The 21,893-nt window shown below is 64.7% G+C and carries 22 protein-coding genes; 15 read left to right on the plus strand and 7 right to left on the minus strand.

Features of this window, described 5'->3' with window-relative positions; genetic code table 11:
* Positions 1 to 22 precede the first annotated feature (22 nt).
* The 3 genes from ACEN9O_RS13010 to ACEN9O_RS13020 are packed head-to-tail and all read right to left on the minus strand — an operon-like array spanning position 23 to position 2,662.
* Positions 23 to 1,192: a vWA domain-containing protein gene (locus ACEN9O_RS13010; RefSeq protein ID WP_495617948.1), complete on the minus strand. Its 1,170-nt coding sequence runs from the start codon at positions 1,190 to 1,192 to the stop codon at positions 23 to 25.
* A 1-nt stretch (position 1,193) separates the two neighbouring features.
* A complete protein-coding gene (locus ACEN9O_RS13015) occupies positions 1,194 to 1,808 on the minus strand; it encodes a GNAT family N-acetyltransferase (RefSeq protein ID WP_495618468.1) in 615 nt (204 codons plus the stop codon).
* Positions 1,808 to 2,662 carry an AAA family ATPase gene (locus ACEN9O_RS13020; protein WP_495617949.1) on the minus strand — a complete coding sequence of 285 codons (855 nt, stop codon included), beginning with the start codon at positions 2,660 to 2,662 and terminating at the stop codon, positions 1,808 to 1,810. Before ACEN9O_RS13020 ends, ACEN9O_RS13015 begins: the two co-directional genes overlap by 1 nt.
* 209 nt (positions 2,663 to 2,871) lie before the next feature.
* Between ACEN9O_RS13020 and ACEN9O_RS13025 the strand changes: the two genes are divergently transcribed.
* Positions 2,872 to 3,213, plus strand: a complete 342-nt coding sequence (locus tag ACEN9O_RS13025) for a c-type cytochrome (protein ID WP_495617950.1) — start codon at positions 2,872 to 2,874, stop codon at positions 3,211 to 3,213.
* A gap of 11 nt (positions 3,214 to 3,224) precedes the next feature.
* Positions 3,225 to 3,566 carry a c-type cytochrome gene (locus ACEN9O_RS13030; RefSeq protein WP_495617951.1) on the plus strand — a complete coding sequence of 114 codons (342 nt, stop codon included), beginning with the start codon at positions 3,225 to 3,227 and terminating at the stop codon, positions 3,564 to 3,566.
* A 97-nt stretch (positions 3,567 to 3,663) separates the two neighbouring features.
* On the opposite strand, the gene ACEN9O_RS13035 is transcribed toward ACEN9O_RS13030, so the two are convergent.
* Complete coding sequence (locus ACEN9O_RS13035) at positions 3,664 to 4,092, minus strand: DUF1841 family protein (RefSeq protein ID WP_495617952.1); 429 nt, start codon at positions 4,090 to 4,092, stop codon at positions 3,664 to 3,666.
* An 81-nt stretch (positions 4,093 to 4,173) separates the two neighbouring features.
* On the opposite strand from ACEN9O_RS13035, the gene ACEN9O_RS13040 reads away from it, so the two are divergent.
* Positions 4,174 to 4,755: a malonic semialdehyde reductase gene (locus ACEN9O_RS13040; protein ID WP_495617953.1), complete on the plus strand. Its 582-nt coding sequence runs from the start codon at positions 4,174 to 4,176 to the stop codon at positions 4,753 to 4,755.
* A 49-nt stretch (positions 4,756 to 4,804) separates the two neighbouring features.
* Here the strand turns inward: ACEN9O_RS13040 and ACEN9O_RS13045 are convergent, their stop codons facing one another.
* A complete protein-coding gene (locus ACEN9O_RS13045; RefSeq protein ID WP_495617954.1) occupies positions 4,805 to 5,437 on the minus strand; it encodes an RNA pyrophosphohydrolase in 633 nt (210 codons plus the stop codon).
* Positions 5,438 to 5,639: 202 nt separating this feature from the next.
* Between ACEN9O_RS13045 and ACEN9O_RS13050 the strand changes: the two genes are divergently transcribed.
* Together ACEN9O_RS13050 and ACEN9O_RS13055 are read left to right on the plus strand one after the other, a co-directional pair.
* Positions 5,640 to 7,376: a proline--tRNA ligase gene (locus ACEN9O_RS13050; protein ID WP_495617955.1), complete on the plus strand. Its 1,737-nt coding sequence runs from the start codon at positions 5,640 to 5,642 to the stop codon at positions 7,374 to 7,376.
* Positions 7,377 to 7,519: 143 nt separating this feature from the next.
* On the plus strand, positions 7,520 to 8,107 hold the full coding sequence (locus ACEN9O_RS13055) for a lytic transglycosylase domain-containing protein (RefSeq protein ID WP_495617956.1): 588 nt from the start codon (positions 7,520 to 7,522) through the stop codon (positions 8,105 to 8,107).
* Between the two features lie 120 nt (positions 8,108 to 8,227).
* Here ACEN9O_RS13055 and ACEN9O_RS13060 read toward each other — a convergent pair whose 3' ends face one another.
* Complete coding sequence (locus tag ACEN9O_RS13060) at positions 8,228 to 8,620, minus strand: SWIB/MDM2 domain-containing protein (RefSeq protein WP_495617957.1); 393 nt, start codon at positions 8,618 to 8,620, stop codon at positions 8,228 to 8,230.
* Between the two features lie 191 nt (positions 8,621 to 8,811).
* Entirely contained in the window at positions 8,812 to 10,179 is a 1,368-nt protein-coding gene (ffh, locus tag ACEN9O_RS13065; RefSeq protein ID WP_495617958.1) for a signal recognition particle protein, read from the minus strand.
* 78 nt (positions 10,180 to 10,257) lie between these two features.
* Here ffh and ACEN9O_RS13070 point away from each other — a divergent pair, with 78 nt between their 5' ends.
* The 10 genes from ACEN9O_RS13070 (at position 10,258) to ACEN9O_RS13115 (ending at position 21,879) form a co-directional block, all read left to right on the plus strand.
* Positions 10,258 to 11,001: a substrate-binding periplasmic protein gene (locus tag ACEN9O_RS13070; protein WP_495617959.1), complete on the plus strand. Its 744-nt coding sequence runs from the start codon at positions 10,258 to 10,260 to the stop codon at positions 10,999 to 11,001.
* Positions 11,002 to 11,076: 75 nt separating this feature from the next.
* Positions 11,077 to 12,054, plus strand: coding sequence for an ABC transporter substrate-binding protein (locus tag ACEN9O_RS13075; protein ID WP_495617960.1), 978 nt, complete (start codon positions 11,077 to 11,079; stop codon positions 12,052 to 12,054).
* Positions 12,055 to 12,876: an ABC transporter permease gene (locus ACEN9O_RS13080; protein WP_495617961.1), complete on the plus strand. Its 822-nt coding sequence runs from the start codon at positions 12,055 to 12,057 to the stop codon at positions 12,874 to 12,876.
* A complete protein-coding gene (locus tag ACEN9O_RS13085) occupies positions 12,876 to 13,673 on the plus strand; it encodes an ABC transporter ATP-binding protein (RefSeq protein ID WP_495617962.1) in 798 nt (265 codons plus the stop codon). Before ACEN9O_RS13080 ends, ACEN9O_RS13085 begins: the two co-directional genes overlap by 1 nt.
* A 22-nt stretch (positions 13,674 to 13,695) precedes the next feature.
* A complete protein-coding gene (locus ACEN9O_RS13090) occupies positions 13,696 to 14,514 on the plus strand; it encodes a cytochrome C assembly family protein (protein ID WP_495617963.1) in 819 nt (272 codons plus the stop codon).
* Positions 14,511 to 14,798: a PP0621 family protein gene (locus tag ACEN9O_RS13095; protein ID WP_495617964.1), complete on the plus strand. Its 288-nt coding sequence runs from the start codon at positions 14,511 to 14,513 to the stop codon at positions 14,796 to 14,798. Before ACEN9O_RS13090 ends, ACEN9O_RS13095 begins: the two co-directional genes overlap by 4 nt.
* Before the next feature lie 10 nt (positions 14,799 to 14,808).
* Positions 14,809 to 16,491, plus strand: a complete 1,683-nt coding sequence (locus ACEN9O_RS13100; RefSeq protein WP_495617965.1) for a sensor histidine kinase — start codon at positions 14,809 to 14,811, stop codon at positions 16,489 to 16,491.
* Between the two features lie 12 nt (positions 16,492 to 16,503).
* Complete coding sequence (locus ACEN9O_RS13105) at positions 16,504 to 18,012, plus strand: sigma-54-dependent transcriptional regulator (protein WP_495617966.1); 1,509 nt, start codon at positions 16,504 to 16,506, stop codon at positions 18,010 to 18,012.
* Entirely contained in the window at positions 18,012 to 18,656 is a 645-nt protein-coding gene (gene ampD / locus ACEN9O_RS13110) for a 1,6-anhydro-N-acetylmuramyl-L-alanine amidase AmpD (RefSeq protein ID WP_495617967.1), read from the plus strand. The genes ACEN9O_RS13105 and ampD overlap by 1 nt, the downstream gene beginning before the upstream one ends.
* A 268-nt stretch (positions 18,657 to 18,924) precedes the next feature.
* Positions 18,925 to 21,879, plus strand: a complete 2,955-nt coding sequence (locus tag ACEN9O_RS13115) for a ribonucleoside-diphosphate reductase subunit alpha (protein ID WP_495617968.1) — start codon at positions 18,925 to 18,927, stop codon at positions 21,877 to 21,879.
* The last annotated feature ends 14 nt before the right edge of the window (positions 21,880 to 21,893 follow it).

A 21,893-nucleotide genomic window follows, 5' to 3' on the forward strand; every position in this document is an offset into this window, starting at 1 on the left:
GGCCGCGCGGCTAGTCGCGCGCTTATTTGCTCAGCGTGCGCATGGCCCGTTCCAGGCCGTCCATGGTCAGCGGGAACATGCGATCGTTCATCAACTGGCGGATGATGGCGATCGATTGCCGGTACTGCCACACGCCCTCCGGCTCCGGATTGAGCCAGGCGAACTTGGGGAAGGCGTTGGTGAAGCGCGCCAGCCAGGCGCTGCCCGCCTCCTGGTTGTTGTACTCGACCGAGCCGCCCGGCTGCAGCACCTCGTAAGGGCTCATGGTGGCGTCGCCGACGAAGATCAACTTGGTGTCCGGCGGGTATTTGCGCAGGATGTCCCAGGTCGGGAAGCGCTCCGAGTTGCGGCGCCGGTTGTTCTTCCACATATAGTCGTAGACGCAGTTGTGGAAGTAGAAGAACTCCATGTTCTTGAACTCGGTCCTGGCGGCCGAGAACAGCTCCTCGGTGCGCTCGATGTGGTCGTCCATGGTGCCGCCGACGTCGAACAGCATCAGCACCTTGATGTTGTTCTTGCGCTCGGGCTGCATCTTGATGTCGAGGTAGCCGGCGTTGTTGGCGGTGGCGCGGATGGTGGCGTCCAGCGCCAGTTCGTCCTCGGCGCCCTGGCGCGCGAACTTGCGCAGCCGCCGCAGCGCCACCTTGATGTTGCGCGTGCCGATCTCGCGTTCGCCGTCGTAGTCCTTGTAGGCGCGCGCCTCCCACACCTTGACCGCGGTGCGGTTGCCGCCCTTGCCGCCGATGCGCACGCCCTCGGGATTGGTGCCGCCGTTGCCGAACGGCGAGGTGCCACCGGTGCCTATCCACTTGCTGCCGCCCTCGTGGCGCTCCTTCTGTTCCTTGAGCAGCTCGTTGAGGCGGTCCATCAGCTTGTCGTAGCCGAATTTCTCCAGCTGCGCCTTCTGCTCTTCGCTCAGCTCGCGCTGCATGCGCTTGACCAGCCAGTCCAGCGGGATCGCGCTGTTGCTCTCGAAGGCGGCGTTGATGCCCTTGAAGTACTGGGCGAAGGCGCGGTCGAACTTGTCGAAGTGGGCCTCGTCCTTCACCAGCGTCAGGCGCGCCAGGTAGTAGAAGTCGTCCATCGAGGCCTCGATGACGTTGCGCTGCATCGCCTCCAGCAGGGTCAGGAACTCCTTGATCGTGACCGGGATCCTGGCGTCCTTGAGGGCGAAGAAGAAATCGATCAGCATGTCAGCGGGTTCCGTGCTGCGCCAGCTTGTAGCGCAGCTGCGCCTTGATCTCGGGCCACTCGCCGGCGGCGATGCTGTACATGACGGTGTCGCGCACGGTGCCGTCGCGGCGCAGGCCGTGGTGGCGCAGCACGCCGTCCTTCTTCGCGCCCAGCCGCTCGATCGCGGCCTGCGAGGCGAAGTTGAAATTGTCGGTGCGCAGGCCCACCAGCGCCGCGCCCAGGGTTTCGAAGGCGTGCGTCATCAGCAGCAGCTTGCAGGTGGTGTTGACGTGGCTGCGCTGATGGCTGCGCGCATACCAGGTGTAACCGATCTCCAGCCGGGCGATGGCCGGCACGATGTCGTGGTAGCTGGTGGTGCCGATGACGGCGCCGCTGGCGACGTCGACCACGGCGAACGCCAGCCGGGCCGGGCGCATCTCCAGCGCGGTGGCGATGTAGGCGTCGACCTGTTCCGGCTCCGGCACCGAGGTCACGCGCAGGGTCCACAGCTGGCCGTCGTGGGCGGCCGCGCGCAGGCCGTCGGCGTGCTGCGGGCCCAGTGGTTCCAGGCGCACGCCGTGCAGTTCCAGCGTGACGGGGGCGATCGGGGCGGCGGGGCGGGCGAGCTGGTTCATCATCGGTTGGCCCGGTTCATCGCCACCAGGCGCTCGAACAGGTGCACGTCCTGCTCGTTCTTGAGCAGGGCGCCGTGCAGTGGCGGCACGATGGCCTTGGCGTCCTTGCTGCGCAGCGCCTCGGCCGGGATGTCCTCGGCCAGCAGCAGCTTGAGCCAGTCGAGGAATTCCGAGGTGGACGGTTTTTTCTTCAGGCCCGGCACCTCCCGCACCTCGTAGAAGGTCTGCAGCGCCTGCGCCAGCAGCTCCTTTTTCAGCTGCGGATAGTGGACGGCGACGATCTGTTCCATCGTGTCTCGGTCCGGGAACTTAATATAGTGGAAGAAGCAGCGGCGCAGGAAGGCGTCCGGCAGCTCCTTCTCGTTGTTGGAGGTGATGATGACCAGCGGGCGGTGTTTGGCCTGCACCATCTCGCGGGTTTCGTAGACGTAGAACTCCATGCGGTCGAGCTCGCGCAGCAGGTCGTTGGGGAACTCGATGTCGGCCTTGTCGATCTCGTCGATCAGCAGCACCACCGGCTCGGGCGCGGTGAAGGCCTGCCACAGCACGCCCTTGACGATGTAGTTGTGGATGTCGCGCACGCGCTCGTCGCCGAGCTGGGAGTCGCGCAAACGCGACACTGCGTCGTATTCGTACAGGCCCTGTTGCGCCTTGGTGGTGGATTTGATATGCCACTGCATCAGCGGCATGTTCAGCGCGGCTGCCACTTCCTCGGCCAGCATGGTCTTGCCGGTGCCCGGCTCGCCCTTGATCAGCAGCGGGCGCTGCAGCGTCAAAGCCGCATTCACGGCCAGTTTCAGGTCATTGGTCGCGACGTACTGGTCGGAACCTTCAAAGCGTTGTTTGGCGTGCATGCGAGTCGGTCTCAAAAAGAAGGGGATAGCCGAGAGTATAGGGGAGTTCGTTAGAGGAGGTGCTCGGCGGGGCGGGCTTGATAGTGTGTTGTTGTGGCAATGATTCTCTGTAGCGTAGCGTAAAGTCTTGAGTTAGAATCGCAGGTTAATAGTGCAAAAGTCAAGTTTTGCATCCGCGGTAGTATCCGATTACTTACCTTGCAAATACCATGAAAAAAATCACCGCACTCCTCGTGCTCGCAGGCCTTGCTCAACTCGCCACGGCGGCGGACATCGTGGGCAATGCCCAGAACGCCAAGGCCAAGATAGAAATGTGCATCGGTTGTCACGGCATTCCCGGCTACAAGGCCACATTCCCGGAAGTGTTCCAGGTGCCGATGATAGGCGGCCAGTCGGCCAAGTACATCGAGAGTGCGTTGAAGGCGTATCAAAAAGGTGACCGCAAGCATCCGTCGATGAAGGGGATCGCCAGCAGCCTGTCGGACCAGGACATCGCCGACGTCGCCGCGTTCTACTCGCAGCAGACCGTCAACGCCACCGCCGCGAAATGAGGACCGACGACATGAAAAAACTGATCACCGCGCTGTTCTGCTCCGCTGTTTCCCTGTCCGCCGTCGCCGGCGGCAATATCGACGCCGGCAAGGCGCTGGCCGACAAATACAGCTGCTTCGCCTGCCACGGCAAGGATTTCAACACCCCGATCGACCCGAGCTATCCGAAGCTGGCGGGCCAGCACAAGGATTACCTGGAGCACGCGCTGACCGCCTACAAGCGCGGCGACGGCGCCAACGGCCGCAACAACGCCATCATGACCGGCCAGGTCAAGCCGCTGAGCAACCAGGACATCAAGGACCTGGCGGCCTACCTGCACAGCCTGCCGGGCACGCTGGCGGTCCACCGCTAAAACCTCGGGGGTCAAGTCTGACATTCGGACACGGCCTCTGCCGTAGCGCGCGCTACGGCAGAGGCCGTGTCCGAATGTCAGACTTGACCCCCGATTGTTATTTGAGGCGGCGCCTGATCGCTTCGATGTAGGCGTCGCCGTCCGGCGGCATGCCGTTGCGCTGGGCGTTCCAGATCATCTCGCCCAGGCATTCCATGATTTCATGCTGCGCCGCGTGGGCGTCGTCCAGCTTGAGCGTGAGCGCGGTGGCGGCGTCGCGGATGCCGCGCGGCTGGTCGATCGAGATCTGCTCGTCGATCGACAGGTGCATCGACAAATGCAAAAACGGATTGGCTTGCGCGCCTTCGACCGAGTAGTCGCGCGCCAGCGCGGCGTCGACGTCGCTCAGCACGTCGTGGTACTCGGGATGGTGGCGCACCCAGTCGGCCGCCATGGTTTCAAGCGGGGTCAGGATTTCGTTGGCGCGCTGCTTGCGGAAGGTCTCGCAGAAGAAGCGGCGCACGTCGTCGGAAGATGGATTAAACATGCCGCCATTGTACCCGCTGGCTAAAATGTGTACGCTGATCGCCTGCCATCATAGCAATTCCCTAACCTTGACGGATCGCCCATGCTCAACCAAACCGCCCTCGATACCCTGTTCTACAACGCCCGCACCCACAACGGCTGGCTGGACCGCGCAGTCAGCGACGCCCAGCTGGAGCTGCTGTACGACCTGATGAAATGGGCGCCGACCTCGGCCAACGGCTCGCCGGCGCGGCTGGTGTTCGTGCGCTCGCCCGAGGCCAAGGCCAGGCTGCGGCCGGCGCTGTCGGCCGGTAACGCCGACAAGACCATGGCGGCGCCGGTCACCGTCATCATCGGCATGGACATGGAGTTCTATGAAAAGCTGCCGCAGCTGTCGCCGGCGGTCGACGCCCGCTCCTGGTTCGCCGGCAACGACGCGGCGATCCAGTCCACCGCCTTCCGCAACTCGTCGCTGCAGGGCGGCTATCTGATCCTGGCGGCGCGCGCCATCGGCCTCGATTGCGGACCGATGTCCGGCTTCGACAACGCCAAGGTGGATGAGGCTTTCTTTGCCGGCAGCACGGTCAAGTCCAACTTCCTGTGCAACCTCGGCTATGGCGACCCCGCCAAGCTGCGTCCGCGCGCGCCGCGCCTGGCGTTCGACGAGGCTTGCCGCATCGTCTGACGCCGGCGCCGCAAAAAAAAACGGGACAGTCAGACTGTCCCGTTTTCATTTAACCGATCTTCTTTTGCGGCTCGGCGGCCGGGGCCGCTTCAGCCGGAGCCGGGGCCTCGGTGCCGCAGGTCGAGCCCGGCGCTTCCGGATTCGGCCGCGGCGGATGCGGCTGGCGCAGATAGCGCGAACCGTGGTGCCGGCGGTCGTGGCCGTTGGCCGGCCAGGTCAGGAAGCGCGACAGCTCCTGCAAGGCGCGCTGGTAGACGTCGCGCTTGAATTCGATCACCACGTCCAGCGGCACCCAGTATTCATGCCAGCGCCAGGCGTCGAATTCCGGATGGTCGGTCAGGCGCAGGTTGACGTCGTTGTCGCGCGCGCACATGCGCAACAGGAACCAAATCTGCTTCTGGCCACGGTAGTGGCCGCGAATCTCGCGCTTGATGAAGTGGTCGGGCACCTCGTAGCGCAACCAGTCGCGCGTGCGGCCGACGATTTTGACATGCTCCGCCCGTAACCCGATCTCTTCTTCCAGCTCCCGATACATCGCCTGTTCCGGCGTTTCTCCGTACTTGATGCCGCCTTGCGGAAATTGCCATGAGTGCTCGCGCACCCGCTTGCCCCACCACACCTCGTTCTGGGCGTTTAGCAGGATGATGCCGACGTTGGGCCGAAACCCTTCACGATCGAGCATATTGCACCTCAAACTTTCTGCGACCGAGCTCCCTGCTTATATTTTTGCCCACAAAACCGCGCTACGGCTGGGTTTTCGGGGTACGAAAACGGCCGAAGAGGCATCAATTGAACGCATTTGTATAAAGTATGGACGCATCAGCCAGCTAATCCTTTAAAATTAGGTTGATTATAACTCTCTCTTTTTAAAAAGAATTCATCGTATGCGCGCCTCACGTTTTTTTATTTCCACGCTTAAAGAAGCGCCGTCCGACGCCGAGATCGTCAGCCATCAGTTAATGATGCGCGCCGGTATGATCAAACGCCTCGGTTCGGGCATTTATACCTACATGCCGATGGGCCTGCGCGTCATCCGTAAAGTCGAAGCCATCATCCGCGAAGAGATGAACAAGGCCGCCGCCATTGAGCTGCTGATGCCTTTGGTGCAGCCGGCCGAGCTGTGGCAGGAGACCGGACGCTGGGACAAGATGGGCCCGGAGCTGATGCGCGTGAAGGATCGCCACGGCCGCGATTTCGCCATCCAGCCCACTTCGGAAGAAGTGATCACCGATGTAGTGCGGTCGGAAATTAAATCCTACCGTCAGCTTCCGTTGAATTTTTACCACATTCAGACCAAGTTCCGCGACGAGCGCCGTCCCCGTTTCGGCCTGATGCGCGGCCGCGAGTTCACCATGAAGGACGCCTACTCCTTCGACCGCGACCTGGCCGGCCTGCAAGCCTCGTACCAGATCATGTTTGACGCCTATGTGGCGATCTTCACCCGCTTCGGCCTGAAGTTCCGCGCGGTGGCGGCCGACAACGGCGCCATCGGCGGCACCGGTTCGCACGAATTCCACGTCATCGCCAGCACCGGCGAGGACGCCATCGTGTATTGCGAGAGCTCGGACTACGCCGCCAACATGGAAGCGGCCGAGGCGCTGCCGCTGGCCGCCACCCGTCCGGCCGCGACCCAGGCCCTGACCAAGACCTCGACCCCGGACGCCACCAAGTGCGAAACGGTGGCCCAGCTGCTCAAGCTGGACCTGTCGCAGACGGTGAAAACCATCGCGCTGACGGTGGAGACCGAGACCGACGGTAAAGTAGCTAAACAGTATTTCATGTTGTTGCTGCGCGGCGATCACGAGCTGAACGAAATCAAGGTCGGCAAGGTGCCGGGCCTGGCGGCGCACCGCTTCTCGACCGAGGCCGAGCTGCTGGAAGTGTACGGCTGCGTGCCCGGCTACCTGGGCCCGATCGGCACCAAGGCCCCGGTCACCGTGGTGGCCGACCGCACGGTCGCCAACATGGCGGACTTCGTGTGCGGCGCCAACGACGCCGGCTTCCACTACACCGGCGCCAACTGGGGCCGCGACCTGGCCGAGCCGACCCTGGTGGCCGACCTGCGCAACGTGGTGGCGGGCGACGCCTCGCCGGACGGCAAGGGCGTGCTGGCGATCGAGCGCGGCATCGAGGTGGGCCACGTGTTCCAGCTGGGCACGGCGTACTCGGAATCGATGAAGGCCACCTTCCTCGACGAGAACGGCAAGCCGGCGCCACTGCAGATGGGCTGCTACGGCATTGGCGTGACCCGCATCCTGGGCGCGGCGATCGAGCAGAACTTCGACGACAAGGGCATCATCTGGCCGACCTCGCTGGCGCCGTTCGAGCTGGTGCTGTGCCCGATGGGCATGGACCGCAGCGAGGCGGTCAAGGAAGCCACCGAGAAGCTGTACGCCGACGCGCAGGCGGCCGGCATCGACGTCATCCTCGACGACCGCGGCCTGCGTCCGGGCGGCATGTTCGCCGACTGGGAGCTGATCGGCGTGCCGCACCGCGTGGTGATCGGCGACCGCGGCCTGAAGGAAGGCAACCTGGAATACCAGGGCCGCCGCGACACCGAAGCGACCGCCGTGCCGGTGGCCGACATCGTCAGCTTCATCAAAGGCAAAATGGCGGCGTGATCGTGAGCCGCCGTCATTCCGCGGCGGCGGACCGCCGCGAAAGCGGGAATCCATGCTTCGCTGCTGCGGACAGGTTCTATGGGTTCCCGCGTGCGCGAGAACGACGGAGCTGGCTTTGTGGGTGGTTGTTGGCGCTAGTGCTGATGCCAGCCCACGCCGGCAACCAGAAGGAGGAAGCGCTGGCCGATTCGGTTCGGCTGGCACTGTCGAACGCCATCAAGGATGCGGCCCCGCCGCAGCCGACCTTCCGCACCGAGACCGAACGCCAGCGCTACCAGGGCTGGCTGGCGCAGGTGTCGGCGCGCCTGAAGCGCAAGCTGCCCGACGAGCAGACCCGCAACGAGTTCCTGGCCACCGTGTGGTACGAGGCGCGGCGCGCCGGGCTGGAGCCGGGCATGGTGCTGGGCCTGATCCAGGTGGAATCGGCCTACCGCAAGTACGCGGTGTCGATGGTGGGCGCGCGCGGCTATATGCAGGTGATGCCGTTCTGGACCAATGTGATCGGCGACCGCAACCGCAGCGCGCTGTTTAATATGCAGACCAATCTGCGCTACGGCTGCGCCATCCTGCGCATGTACATCGACATGGAGTCGGGCAACCTCTACCTGGCGCTGGGCCGCTACAACGGCAGCCGCGGCAAGCCCGAATATCCGAACGCCGTGCTGTCGGCCTGGAACAACTGGAAGGAAAATGGGGTCAAGTCTGACATTCGGACACGGCCCCAGCCGTAGCGGCCGCTACGGCTGGGGCCGTGTCCGAATGTCAGACTTGACCCCATTTTTGCACATAAAAAATGCCGTCATCGCGTGAGCGAGGACGGCATCCCGGCGCGGCTGGACAGGCCGCTGCGCTTATTTCAGGTGGTCGGAAATGAGCTTGGTCATTTCGAACATGGACACTTGGGCTTTGCCGCCGAACACAGCTTTCAGCTTGTCGTCGGCATTGATCATGCGGCGGTTGGCCGGATCCTGCAGGTCGAGCTTCTTGATGTAATCCCAGACTTTTTTGGTGACTTCGGTGCGTGGCAGCGGGGTGGCGCCTACCACGGCGGCCAAGGTGGCCGATGGCGTCATCGCTTTCATGAAGGCGGCGTTCGGTTTGCGCGCTGCGGCCGGTGCGGCTGCTTTTTTCACTGCTGGCTTGGCTGCTGCTTTTGCGGGTGCTGCTTTCTTAGCGGCTGCCGGTTTGGCGGCCGCAGCCTTCTTAGCTGGTGCTGCTGCTGGGGTTTTTTTGGCTGTTGCCATCTTCGAGCCTCCTTAACGAACACATGGAAAATTGCGCAATTGATCGCACCGGCTAATATTGGTGGTGATTTACCGAGTATGCAAGTGTTTTTCGCGTTTTTTCCCGGAAACACCACGTAAACACGGGCTTTCGCGGGGCGGCGCACCGCGGCGGCGCGCTTTTCCCTCTGTGACGCAGGCTTTTCCCCAGCTTAGCGCAGGCCCGGCATCATGCCCTTCATCGAGCGCATCATCTTCATCATGCCGCCGCCCGAGAGCTTTTTCATCATGGTCTGCATCTGCTCGAACTGGGTCAGCATGCGGTTGACTTCCTGCACCTGCACGCCGGCGCCGGCCGCGATGCGGCGCTTGCGGGTGGCCTTGATCAGCTCGGGCTTGGCGCGTTCCTGCGGCGTCATCGAGTCGATGATGCCGACCATGCGCCGCACCTGCTTGTCGGCCTGGTCCATGTTGGCGCCGCCGGCGGCCTGCTGGAACTGCGCCGGCAGCTTGTCCACCAAGCTGGCCATGCCGCCCATTTTCTTCATCTGACCCAGCTGCGCCTTGAAGTCGTTCATGTCGAACTTGCCGCCGGACTTGACCTTGGCCGCCAGTTCGGCCGCGGCCTTGGTGTCGACGCCCTTGCGCGCCTCTTCCACCAGCGCCATGATGTCGCCCATGCCCAGCACGCGGCTGGCCATGCGGGCCGGGTCGAACGCTTCCAGGCCGTCCAGCTTTTCCGACACGCCGGCAAACTTGATCGGCTTGCCGGTGATGTGGCGCACCGACAGCGCGGCGCCGCCGCGGGCGTCGCCGTCGAGCTTGGTCAGCACGATGCCGGTCAGCGGCAGCGCGTCGTTGAAGGCCTTGGCGGTGTTGATCGCGTCCTGGCCCAGCATGGCGTCGACCACGAACAGGGTTTCGATCGGCTTGACCGCCGCGTGCACGGCGGCGATTTCCTGCATCATCTCTTCGTCGATGCCCAGGCGGCCGGCGGTGTCGATGATCAGCACGTCGTGATAGTGTTTCTTCGCCCAGTCCAGCGCGGCCAGCGCGATGTCGACCGGCTTGTCCTGCGCGGTGGACGGGAAGAAGTCGGCGCCGACCTGGCTGGTCACCGATTGCAGCTGGGCGATCGCGGCCGGACGGTAGACGTCGGCCGAGACGGTCAGCACTTTCTTTTTCTTTTCTTCCTTCAGGTACTTGGCCAGCTTGCCGACGGTGGTGGTCTTGCCCACACCCTGCAGGCCGGCCATCAGGATGATGGCGGGCGGCTGCTGGGCAAAGCTCAGCTGCGCGGCCTCGGGGCCGAGGTCGGCGCCCATGATGGCGGCCAGCTCGCGCTGCACCACGCCGACCAGGGCCTGGCCCGGCGTCAGCGAGGAGATCACTTCCTCGCCCAGGGCCTTTTCCTTGACCTTGGCGATGAATTCGCGCACGGCGGGCAGGGCGACGTCGGCCTCCAGCAGCGCCAGGCGTACTTCGCGCAGCATCTCGGCGGTGTTGGCTTCGGTCAGGCGGGCCTCGCCGCGCATGGTTTTAACGACCTTGGCAAGGCGTTGGGTAAGATTGTCTAGCATGATGAACCCGGAATGAACAGTGGCCGTCATTTTACCCCATCGGGCGGCGGGCGCCGACAGCCTGTTATCATTTGCCGCATGAACAGAGCGCTCCTCTTCCTCTCCGCGATGCTGGCGCTGGCCGGGCCGGCCGGCGCCGCCACCGTCAGCATGGCCTTCGGCGACAATCTGCCGCCCTTTATATTAGTGCGCGAGGACGCCGGCATCGAGGTGGAGGTGGTGCGCGAGGCGCTGGCCTACCGCGGCCATGTGCTGCAGGCCCATTACCTGCCCATGGGCCGCATTCCGCTGACGTTCAAGGCGGGCGCCCTCGACGCCATCATGATGGACGTGGGCGAGGACATGGCGCGCTACGGCGGCCACTACGGCACGGCGCCGGTCATCTACGACAATGTGTTTTATACGCTGGCCAGCCGCAAGCTGCAGATCCGCAAGCCGCAGGACCTGCAGGGCCACAGCGTGAACGCCTTTGTCGGCGCGGCCGCGCGCTACCCGGCCTGGCTGCGCACGCTGGTCCGCAGCCGCGACTATGTCGAGAGCAACCGGCAGGAGGCGCAGCCGCAGCTGCTGGCGCTGGGCCGCTACGAGGTGGTGCTGAGCGACCGCATCATCTTCCAGTACTACACGCGCCAGCTGCGCCAGCGCCAGCCCGGCTTCGTGATGCCGGCGCTGGACGAGCACAGCTTCACCCGCGCCGACCCTAGCGACTACCGCCCGGTGTTCCGCGACGCCGCCATCCGCGACGACTTCAACGCCGGCCTGGCGCAGCTGCACAAGAGCGGGCGCTACCGGGCCATTTACGACAAATACCTGAAGGATTGACGGCGATAGGCAAGTCATCCGTAGCTTGGTATGATCTGCACTTTCAAGCGTCCCCACACACGACAGGAGAGATGGATGAATCTGAACGCTATCGGCAAAGCTCTGAGTATCGCCGCCATGCTGGCCGCCACCGGCGCCGCGTCGGCGCAGGAGGTGGTCCGTCTCGGCAACCTGAAGTTCGCCCACTACGGCGCCGTCTCCTATATCAAGGAGATCGCGCCCAAGTGCGGCATCAAGGTCGAGGAGCGGGTGTTCGCCAAGGGGCTGGACGTGATGCAGGGGATTATCGCCGGTGAGCTCGACGTCGGCACCACCGCGTCGGAGGCGGCCATCTCCGGCCGCGCCAGCGGCGCGCCCATCTTCGTGGTGGCCGGCTTCGCCAAGGGCGGAGCGCGCCTGGTCGGCCGCGCCGACCTCAAACTGAAAAGCGTCAAGGACCTCAAGGGCAGGAAGGTCGGCGTCACGCGCGGCGGCATCCAGGAGGTGCTGCTGCTGGCCGAGCTGCAGCAGGCCGGCCTGAGCGCGTCCGACCAGCCGGGCAAGGACGTGCAGCTGATCTACCTGGCCTACGCCGACCTGAACCAGGCGCTGCTGGGCAAGAACATCGACGCCATGATGAACTCCGAGCCGCAGTCCTCGCAATCGATCAACAAGGGCTACGGCAACGAGATCCTCAAGCCCTACGACACCCCGATCGGCGAGCCGGTGCGCACCATGGTGATGACCGAGAAGTTCTATAAAGAGAAGCGGCCGCTGGCCGAGAAGTTCATGCGCTGCTTCGTCGAAGCCACCAGGACCTTCATCGAGCAGCCGGCCGTGGCCGAGAAGTATGTGCGCGAGACCGTGTTCAAGGGCCAGATCACCAAGGACGATTTCAACGACGCCATCGGCAACTCGCCGTATTCCTACGACATCACCCCCGAGCACATCCAGATCACTACCGACGTCATGTTCAAGACCGGCGTCGGCCGCATGAGCAAGCCGCCCGCCGCCAGGGAGTGGGTCAAGACCGACCTGCTGGAGGCCGCCAAGAAAAGCCTGGGCGTCAAGTAAATGGCCAAGTTCAACGCCAAGCAAGCCGGCGTCGGCCTGATCGTGCCGGCGCTGGTGATCGGCATCTGGCAGCTGGTGTCGATGAAGGGCTGGGTCAATCCGCAGATGCTGCCGTCGCCGCTGGCGGTGCTGGAGCGCTGGATCGCCTATCTGCTGCCGGTCCAGCCCTACAGCCCGGAGCAGGGCAGCTGGCTGCTGTGGGCCGTGTCGGGCGAGCTGATCGTCGACGCCCTCGGCAGCCTGTACCGCGTGCTGGTCGGCTTCGCCATCGGCGCCGCGCTGGCGCTGCCGCTGGGCCTGGTGATGGGCGCCAGCCAGACCGTGTACGCCTGGCTCAATCCGCTGATGCAGCTGCTGCGGCCGATTCCGCCCATCGCCTACATCCCGCTGTCCATCCTGTGGTTCGGCCTGGGCAATCCGCCGGCCATCTTCCTGATCGTGCTGGGCGCCTTCTTCCCGGTGCTGATGAACACCATCGCCGGCGTGCGCCAGGTCGACAGCATCTATTTGCGCGCCGCGCGCAACCTCGGCGCCAGCGGCAGCACCCTGTTCCTGCGGGTGATCCTGCCGGCCGCCGTGCCATATATATTGTCGGGCGTGCGGATCGGCATCGGCACCGCCTTCATCGTGGTGATCGTGTCCGAGATGATCGCGGTGAACAACGGCCTGGGCTTCCGCATCCTGGAGGCGCGCGAGTACTTCTGGTCGGACAAGATCATGGCCGGCATGATCACCATCGGCCTGATCGGCCTGATTATCGACACCGCCGTCAACCAGCTGAACAACTATCTGCTGCGCTGGCACCGCGGCCTGGAGAACTAATGAGCGCTACCCACATCGTTGTCTCCAAGGTCAGCAAGGTATTCCAGACCGCCGAGCGCCAGCTGGTGGCGCTCAAGGACATCGAGCTGGAGATCCCGCAGGGCCAGTTCGTCTGCCTGCTGGGGCCTTCGGGCTGCGGCAAGTCGACCTTGCTGAACGCGATCGCCGGCTTCGCGCCGCCGAGTTCCGGCCGCATCATCGCCGACGGCAAGGAAGTGACGGCGCCCGGCCCGGAGCGCGGCATGGTGTTCCAGGAATACGCGCTGTTCCCGTGGATGACGGTGGCCGACAACGTCGCCTTCGGGCTGGAGATCAAGGGCCTGCCGAAGGCCGGGATCCAGTCCATCGTCGACAAGCTGCTGGCGATGCTGTCGCTGACCGACTTCCGCAACCGGTTCCCGAAAGACCTGTCGGGCGGCATGCGCCAGCGGGTCGCCATCGCCCGCGTGCTGGCGCTGGACTCGCCGATCATGCTGATGGACGAACCGTTCGGCGCGCTGGACGCGCTGACCCGCCGCAACCTGCAGGACGAGTTGCTGCGCATCTGGGCCGAACTGAAGAAGACCATCATCTTCGTCACCCACAGCATCGAGGAAGCCATTTACCTGGCCGACCGCATCGTGGTGATGACCTACCGTCCCGGCACCGTCAAGCGCGACCTGATGGTGGAACTGCCGCGCCTGCGCGATCCGGCCTCCGCCGAGTTCAACGCCCTCAAGCGCGAACTGGGCCAACTGGTGATGGAAGAGCAGCAACGCCATCACAACGACGAGCTGCGCATGGCAGCCGTCGACTGAGCGATGGTGTAAACTGAAGGACATGCAGACTTCCTTACTCTTTGCAGCCATCGCGCTGTACCTCCTGTGCGCGGCGCTGCCGTCGCGCCGCGCCGTGCTGATTTCCGGCCTGACGGCCGCCGCCTGGCTGCTGCACGGCGCCGGGCTGTGGGCCGAGGTGGTGGGCCTGCCCGGCACCGGCACCGGCACCATCCGCATCGGCTTCGCCGCCATGCTGTCGTCGGCGCTGTGGGTGTCGGTGGGCGCGTACTGGATAGAGAACCAGAATTTCAGCCTGGACGGCCTGCGTCGCCTGGTCATGCCGAACGCGGCGCTGGCGGCGGCGCTGCAGGTGGGCTTCCCCGGCAGCGTGATTCCGCTGGAGGGCAAGTCGCCCCTGTTCGGCTGGCATATCGCCATCGCCACGCTGGCCTACAGCACGCTGACGGTGGCCGCCTTCCACGCGGTGTTGATGGCCCTGCAGGAAAAGCGCCTGCACGCGGGCACCGAGCGCAAGGGCTTCCTGTCCGGCGCGCTGGACCAGCTGCCGGCGCTGCTGACCATGGAGAAGCTGTTGTTCCGTATGATAGGCATCGGCTTCACCTTGCTCAGCCTGACGGTATTGTCGGGGATCGTGTTCTCGGAACAGCTGTTCGGTCAGGCGCTCAAGTGGGACCACAAATCGGTGTTTACGCTGATGTCGTGGGTGCTGTTTGCCTCGCTGCTGGCGGGCCGCCGTTTCCGCGGCTGGCGCGGCAAGACCGCGCTGAGCTTCACCTTGGCCGGTTTCGCCACCTTGCTGCTGGCCTATGTCGGCAGCCGTTTTGTGTTTGAAGTGGTTTTGCATAAGGGTTGGGCATGAGCCGTATTATCTTTTGGCTGGCGTTGGTGTTCCTGGTGATCTTCGCCGTGCGCAGCAAGATCCGCGAGGCGCAGAAGCGCCACCAGCAGCAGTTCCGCGAACCGCCGCAACCTGCGGGCGGCGGCGCGCGGCCTCGTGAAAAGGTCGTGGCCGAGGCCAAGGCCGAGGCCGAGGCCATGCTGCAATGCGCCCATTGCGGCATCTTCTATCCGGCATCGGAATCCGTGCAGGCGCGCGGCCGCGACTATTGCAGCGCGGCCCACGCCACGCTGCCGGGCGCATAGGACCCCGCGCGTGATCGCGCGCCTGCAAGCCCTGTCGGCCGGATCGCGCGCAACCTTCTGGCGCTCGCTGCAGACGCTGAACGCCACCCGCGTGGTGATCGCGCTGGTGCTGCTGGTCTACCTGAGCTTCGACAACCACGGCCTGCGCGCCTCCGGCCCCTATCTTTACCTGCAGATCTGCCTGATTTACCTGGGCCTGGCGATCGTGTTCGCGCTGACGGCGGTGTACTGGCAGCGCCGCTTCCTGCTGCAGCTGCTGTCGCAGATCGCCTGCGACCTGTCCATCATCTCGCTGCTGTTCCTGGCCGGCGGCGGCTTGCGCAGCGGCCTGGCCATCCTCTACCTGTTCCCGCTGGCCGGTTCGGCCATCCTGGCGCCGCTGATGCTGTCGCTGTTCTGCGCCGCGCTGGTGGCGCTGTTCATGCTGGCCGAATCGACCTGGCATGTGTTCATGCTGGACGGCGACCAGCCCTACCTGCAGGCGGGCCTGTATGGCGCGGCCTTCTTCGCCGCGGTGTTCGTGGTCAACCGCATGGCGGCCAAGTTGATCGGCCAGGAGGAACTGGCGATCCAGCGCGGCGTGGAGATCACCGTGCAGCAGGCGGTGAACCAGCTGGTGATGGCCAACGTCGGCGACGGCATCCTGGTGGTCGATCCCGACGGCCAGGTCTTCGCCGGCAATCCGGCGGCGCAGCAGATGCTGGGCATGCTCGGCCCGGAGATGAAGTTCCGGCTGTCGGCCGCCGCCGCGCTGGCACCGCTGGCGCAAGCCTATGCCGAGTGGCGCGCCGACGGCGCGCGCAGCACCGCCTACGTCACCATCAAGCCGTATGCCGAGGCGGCGCTGCAGGACGTGACGGCCGCATGGAGCGCGCGCCGCGACCTGGCCGCGCACCTGAAGGTGCGCTTCGCGGCGGTCAACACGGCCGGCCTGGGCACCGAGCGCAGCGTGATCTTTCTGCAGGACGTGACCGGCATCGAAAACCAGGCGCAGCAACTGAAGCTGGCGTCGATGGGGCGGCTCACCGCCAGCATCGCGCACGAGGTGCGCAATCCGCTGTCGGCCATCGGCCATGCCACCGCGCTGCTGGGCGAGGACCTCGACAGCACCGTGCACCTGCGGCTGCTGAAGATCGTCGGCGACAACGTGGCGCGGGTCAACCGCATGGTCGAGGACATTCTGCAGCTGTCGCGCAAGGTGCAGCCGCACAGCGAGCCGCTGGCGCTGGACGTCTTCCTGGCCGAACTGAAAACCGAATTCGTCGAGACCCACGGCCTGACCCCGGACATCATCGGCACCTCGGCGCCGGCCGGCACGCTGGTGCGCTTCGACGCGCTGCACCTGCGCGAGGTGGTGCTCAACCTGCTCAACAACGCGGTGCGCTACGCCAGCGGCGGGCCGGACTCGATCCGCATGGACCTGCTGAGCGACAAGGCGCGGCGCATGGAGCTGCACGTGCAGGACGATGGCCCCGGCATCTCGCCCGAAGTGCGGGCCCATTTGTTCGAACCGTTTTACACCACATCCAGCAAGGGCACCGGGCTGGGACTGTATCTGGCGCGCGAATTGTGTTTGAATAACGAGGCGCGGCTGGACTACGAATATCGTTTTGATATCAAAACCAGCCCCGATGGGACGCCCCGCTCGCGCGGGCGCTTTGTGATCACCTTCGCCCATCCGGCGCAGACGTAGAAAGGCTGTTCGATGAGTGCTAGAGGTTCCCAACGCGCGCCGCGCGTGCTGGTCGTCGACGATGAAGCCGACCTGCGCGAACTGCTGGAACTGACCCTGCTGAAAATGGGCCTGGACGTCGACAGCGCCGCCACGCTGGCGCAGGCGCGCGGCCTGCTGGCCACGCCCGAACGCGACTACCAGCTGGTGCTGACCGACATGCGCCTGCCCGACGGCCTGGGGCTGGAGCTGGTGCGCGAAGTGAGCGCCGCATATAAGAACACGCCGATCGCGGTGGTGACGGCCTTCGGCAGCGCCGACAACGCCGTCATCGCGCTCAAGGCCGGCGCCTTCGACTACATCTCCAAGCCGGTGGCGCTGGACCAGCTGCGGGTGATGGTGCAGTCGGCGCTGCGGCTGAACGCCGAGCCGCCGGCCGGCGAAGCGCCCGGCGCCGAGCCGCCGGCCAGCCGGCTGAAGGGCGAATCGGCCGTGATCCAGGCGCTGCGCGCGCAGATCGCGCGGCTGGCGCGCTCGATGGCGCCGATCGCCATCAATGGCGAATCGGGCAGCGGCAAGGAGCTGGCGGCGCGCGAGATCCATGCCCAGAGTTCGCGCGCGGGCAAGCCTTTCATCGCCGTCAACTGCGGCGCGATTCCCGAGGCGCTGATGGAGGCCGAGTTCTTCGGCTACCGCAAGGGCGCCTTCACCGGCGCGGCCGATGAGCGGGACGGCTTCTTCCAGGCGGCCAACGGCGGCACGCTGATGCTCGACGAGGTGGCCGACCTGCCGCTGGCGATGCAGGTCAAGCTGCTGCGGGCGATCCAGGAGCGGCGCGTGCGCAAGATCGGCGCCACCGCCGAGGAGCCGGTCGACGTGCGCATCATCAGCGCCACCCACAAGAACCTGGCGCAGTGCGTCGAGCAGGGCAGCTTCCGCCAGGACCTGTTCTACCGCCTGAACGTGATCGAACTGAGTCTGCCGCCGCTGCGCGAACGGCTCGACGACCTGGCCGTGCTGACCGGCGCCATCCTGGAGCGGCTGGGCACCTTCGAACACCAGGTGCGGCTGGGCGAGGGCGTGCTCGATGCGTTGCGCGCCTACTCCTTCCCCGGCAATGTGCGCGAGCTGGAAAACATCCTGGAGCGGGCGCTGGCCTTCGCCAACGACGGCGTGATCGAGGTGGCGGACCTGGCGCTGAAGGGCGCGCGCATGGTCGAGGCCATCGTGCCCCTGCCCACGCCGATGCTGCCGGCGCCGCACTTCGGCGCCACCGAGGCCGCCGCGCCGGGCGTGGCGTCGCTGCCATCGCCGTCGCCCGAGCAGGCGCCGCCCGCCGCCGGCGCGCTGGCGCTGCCGCACCTCGACGCGCTGCCCAGCAGCCTGCCCGACTACCTGAACCAGATCGAGCGCGACATCATCCTGCGGGCGCTGGCGCAGACCCAGTTCAACCGCACCCAGGCCGCCCAGCTGCTGGGCATCAGCTTCCGCCAGCTGCGCTACCAGATGCAGAAGCTGAACATCCAGGAGCCGGAGGCGTGATGGTGCCGGAACTGGCGACTGAATTGGGGCCGGACGGCTGGTGGACGCCGGCGCTGCGCTACGACAGCCCTTACGCCGACTGCCGTCCCGACCCGGACGACATCACGCTGCTGGTGATCCATAACATCTCGCTGCCGGGCGGTCGTTTCGGCGGCCCGCACGTGTCCGACCTGTTTACCGGCCGTTTGGACTATAATGCTGACCCCTCGTTCGCGGACCTGCGGGGGTTGAAGGTGTCGAGCCACTTTTTCATCCGCCGCGACGGCCGCGTGCTGCAGTATGTTTCTGCTAACGAGCGCGCCTGGCATGCGGGCGTGTCGTCCTTCCGGGGACGGGAGAAGTGCAACGACTATTCGATCGGCGTGGAGCTGGAAGGGACCGACGACAGCGGCTTCGGGCTGGCCCAGTATGAAGCGCTGGCGGCGCTGACGGTGGCGCTGCAAACGCGCTATCGGCTGACCGATGTGCAGGGGCACGAACACATCGCGCCGGGCCGGAAGACCGATCCGGGACCGTTGTTTGATTGGGAAAAGTACCGTGAAAACTGGCTGGCGCTGCTTAATCGAAAGGCACCGGATGAGCCCGCGTTAGTGGGCGCTAGCGCCGGACTACGCTTCGCAAAAGGCCTTTCGCAAAGTCAATAGAAAAATTGCCGTTTACGGCAAAATTTCCACTTGTCTTACCATTATCTGACCACTACAATCAGTGTATCGATTCGCACTAATCACTAGATATAGTAGTTCCCATGACACTGGTTCTTAAACTATTTATAAGCCGACAAGGCCAGTTCACCACCCATTTTATTGCAGTTTAACCGGCCAGGCAGGTTTGGCAGGTCGCTTCATTTTGGCCTTTTTTCATACAACATTACGTCGCGCAGCACTGACTGCACGCTGTTATCGGGGAGCTTAAATGCAATCTACTCAAGACATCACCATCAATCCAGCGCTGGTACCAGCAGCCGCTGCGAGCACCGCCAGCAGCCCGGTCACGGCCGCCAGCGACCTCGGTGACTACCGCATCATCCGCCGTAACGGCGCGGTCGTCGCGTTTGAACCGTCGAAAATCGCGATCGCCGTGACTAAGGCCTTCCTGGCCGTGAACGGCGGCCAGGGCGCGGCCTCGGCGCGCATCCGCGAATTGGTAGAACAGCTGACCTCCAGCGTGGTCACCGCCCTGGTGCGCCGCCAGCCATCGGGCGGCACCTTCCACATCGAAGACGTGCAGGACCAGGTTGAGCTGGCGCTGATGCGCTCCGGCGAACACGATGTCGCCCGCGCCTACGTGCTGTATCGCGCCAAGCATATGGAAGAGCGCCGCGCCGCCAAGGAAGCGCAAGGCGCCGCAGCCACGATCAACGCACCGCAAATCCACGTGCTGGAAAACGGCGAGCGCAAGCTGCTGGACATGAACCGCGTCACCGGCTTGATCAACGCCGCCTGCATCGGCCTGGAAAAGCACGTCGACGCCGACGCCATCGTGGCCGAGACGCTGAAGAACCTGTACGACGGCGTGCCGGTCGAAGAGCTGCACAAGTCCGCCATCCTGGCCGCCCGCGCGCTGATGGAAAAAGACCCGGCCTACTCGCAAGTGACGGCCCGTATCCTGCTGCACACGATCCGCAAGGAAGTCTTCGGCAAGGAAGTGGCGCAGGGCGCCGCGGCCGCCGAATACGTGACCTACTTCCCGCAATACATCGCCAAGGGCATCACCAACGAACTGCTGGACACCAAGCTGGCCGAGTTCGACCTGGCCCGCCTGGCCAAGGCGCTGGTCGCCGACCGCGATCTGCAGTTCGGCTACATCGGCCTGCAAACCCTGTACGACCGCTACTTCCTGCACGTCCGTGACGTCCGCATCGAGATGCCGCAGGCGTTCTACATGCGCGTCGCCATGGGCCTGGCTCTGAACGAATCGGACCGCGAAGCGCGCGCCATCGAGTTCTACAACCTGCTGTCGACCTTCGACTTCATGTCGTCGACCCCGACCCTGTTCAACTCGGGCACCCTGCGTTCGCAGCTGTCGTCGTGCTACCTGACCACCGTGTCGGACGACCTAGAAGGCATCTATGACGCCATCAAGGAAAACGCCCTGCTGGCCAAATTCGCCGGCGGCCTGGGTAACGACTGGACCCCGGTGCGCGCGCTGGGCGCCCACATCAAGGGCACCAACGGCAAATCGCAGGGCGTGGTGCCGTTCCTGAAAGTGGTCAACGACACCGCCGTCGCGGTCAACCAGGGCGGCAAGCGCAAGGGCGCGGTGTGCGCCTACCTGGAAACCTGGCACATGGACATCGAGGAGTTCCTGGACCTGCGCAAGAACACCGGCGACGACCGCCGCCGCACCCACGACATGAACACCGCCAACTGGATCCCGGACATGTTCATGAAGCGCGTGATGGAAAAAGGCGACTGGACCCTGTTCTCGCCGTCGGACTGCCCGGACCTGCACGACCTGGTCGGCAAGGCCTTCGAAAAAGCCTACCTGGGCTACGAAGCCAAGGCCGCCGCCGGCGAAATCCGCGTGTTCAAGAAGGTCGCCGCGCTGGACCTGTGGCGCAAGATGCTGTCGATGCTGTTCGAAACCGGCCACCCATGGATCACCTTCAAGGACCCATGCAACATCCGTTCGCCGCAGTCGCACGTGGGCATGGTCCACAGCTCCAACCTGTGCACCGAGATCACGCTCAACACCGGTCCTGACGAAATCGCCGTCTGCAACCTGGGTTCGGTCAACATGCCGGCCCATATGAAGGAGGGCAAGCTCGATCACGTCAAGCTGAAGAAGACCATCCGCACCGCGATGCGCATGCTGGACAATGTGATCGACATCAATTACTACGCCGTCGACAAGGCGCGCAACGCCAATATGCGTCACCGTCCGGTGGGCCTGGGCGTGATGGGCTTCCAGGACTGCCTGCACATGATGCGCATTCCGTTCTCGTCGAACGAAGCCGTGTCCTTCGCCGACACCTCGATGGAAGCGGTGTGCTACTACGCCTACCTGGCCTCGACCGAGCTGGCCGAGGAACGCGGCCACTATCAGTCCTACAAAGGCTCGCTGTGGGACCGCGGCATCCTGCCGCAGGACTCGATCAAGCTGCTGGCCGACGAGCGTGGCGGCTATCTGGAGCAGGATACCTCGGCGGCGATGGACTGGACCCCGGTGCGCGACCGTATCAAGAAGTTCGGCATGCGTAACTCGAACTGCGTGGCGATCGCTCCGACCGCGACCATTTCGAACATCATCGGCGTGTCGGCCTGCATCGAACCGACCTTCCAGAACCTGTACGTGAAGTCCAACCTGTCGGGCGAGTTCACCGAGATCAACGCCTACCTGGTGCGCGACCTGAAGGCGCGCGACCTGTGGGACGAGGTGATGATCTCCGACCTGAAGTACTTCGACGGCTCGCTGGCCAAGATCGACCGCATCCCGCAAGACCTGCGTGACATTTATGCAACCGCGTTCGAAGTGTCGCCGACCTGGCTGGTGGAAGCCGCATCGCGCCGCCAGAAGTGGATCGACCAGGCGCAGTCGCTGAACATCTACATGGCTGGCGCGTCGGGCAAGAAGCTGGACGAGACCTACAAGCTGGCATGGCTGCGTGGCCTGAAGACCACCTACTACCTGCGCACCATCGCCGCCACCCACACGGAGAAGTCGACCTCCAAGACCGGCGCGCTGAACGCGGTGGCCGTGGACGGCGGCATGTCGGCCAGCGCGATGTCGGCGGCCGCTCCGGCGGCGCCGGCCCTGGCCGGTTCGGCGGCATCGGCATCGTCGGTGGCGCAAGCCGAAGCCGACGGCGCTGCCTGCTACCTGCGTCCGGGCGACGACGGTTTCGAGGAATGCGAAGCCTGCCAATAAGTTAACGTGTCGTC

This window comes from Duganella sp. Dugasp78 (assembly GCF_059491455.1).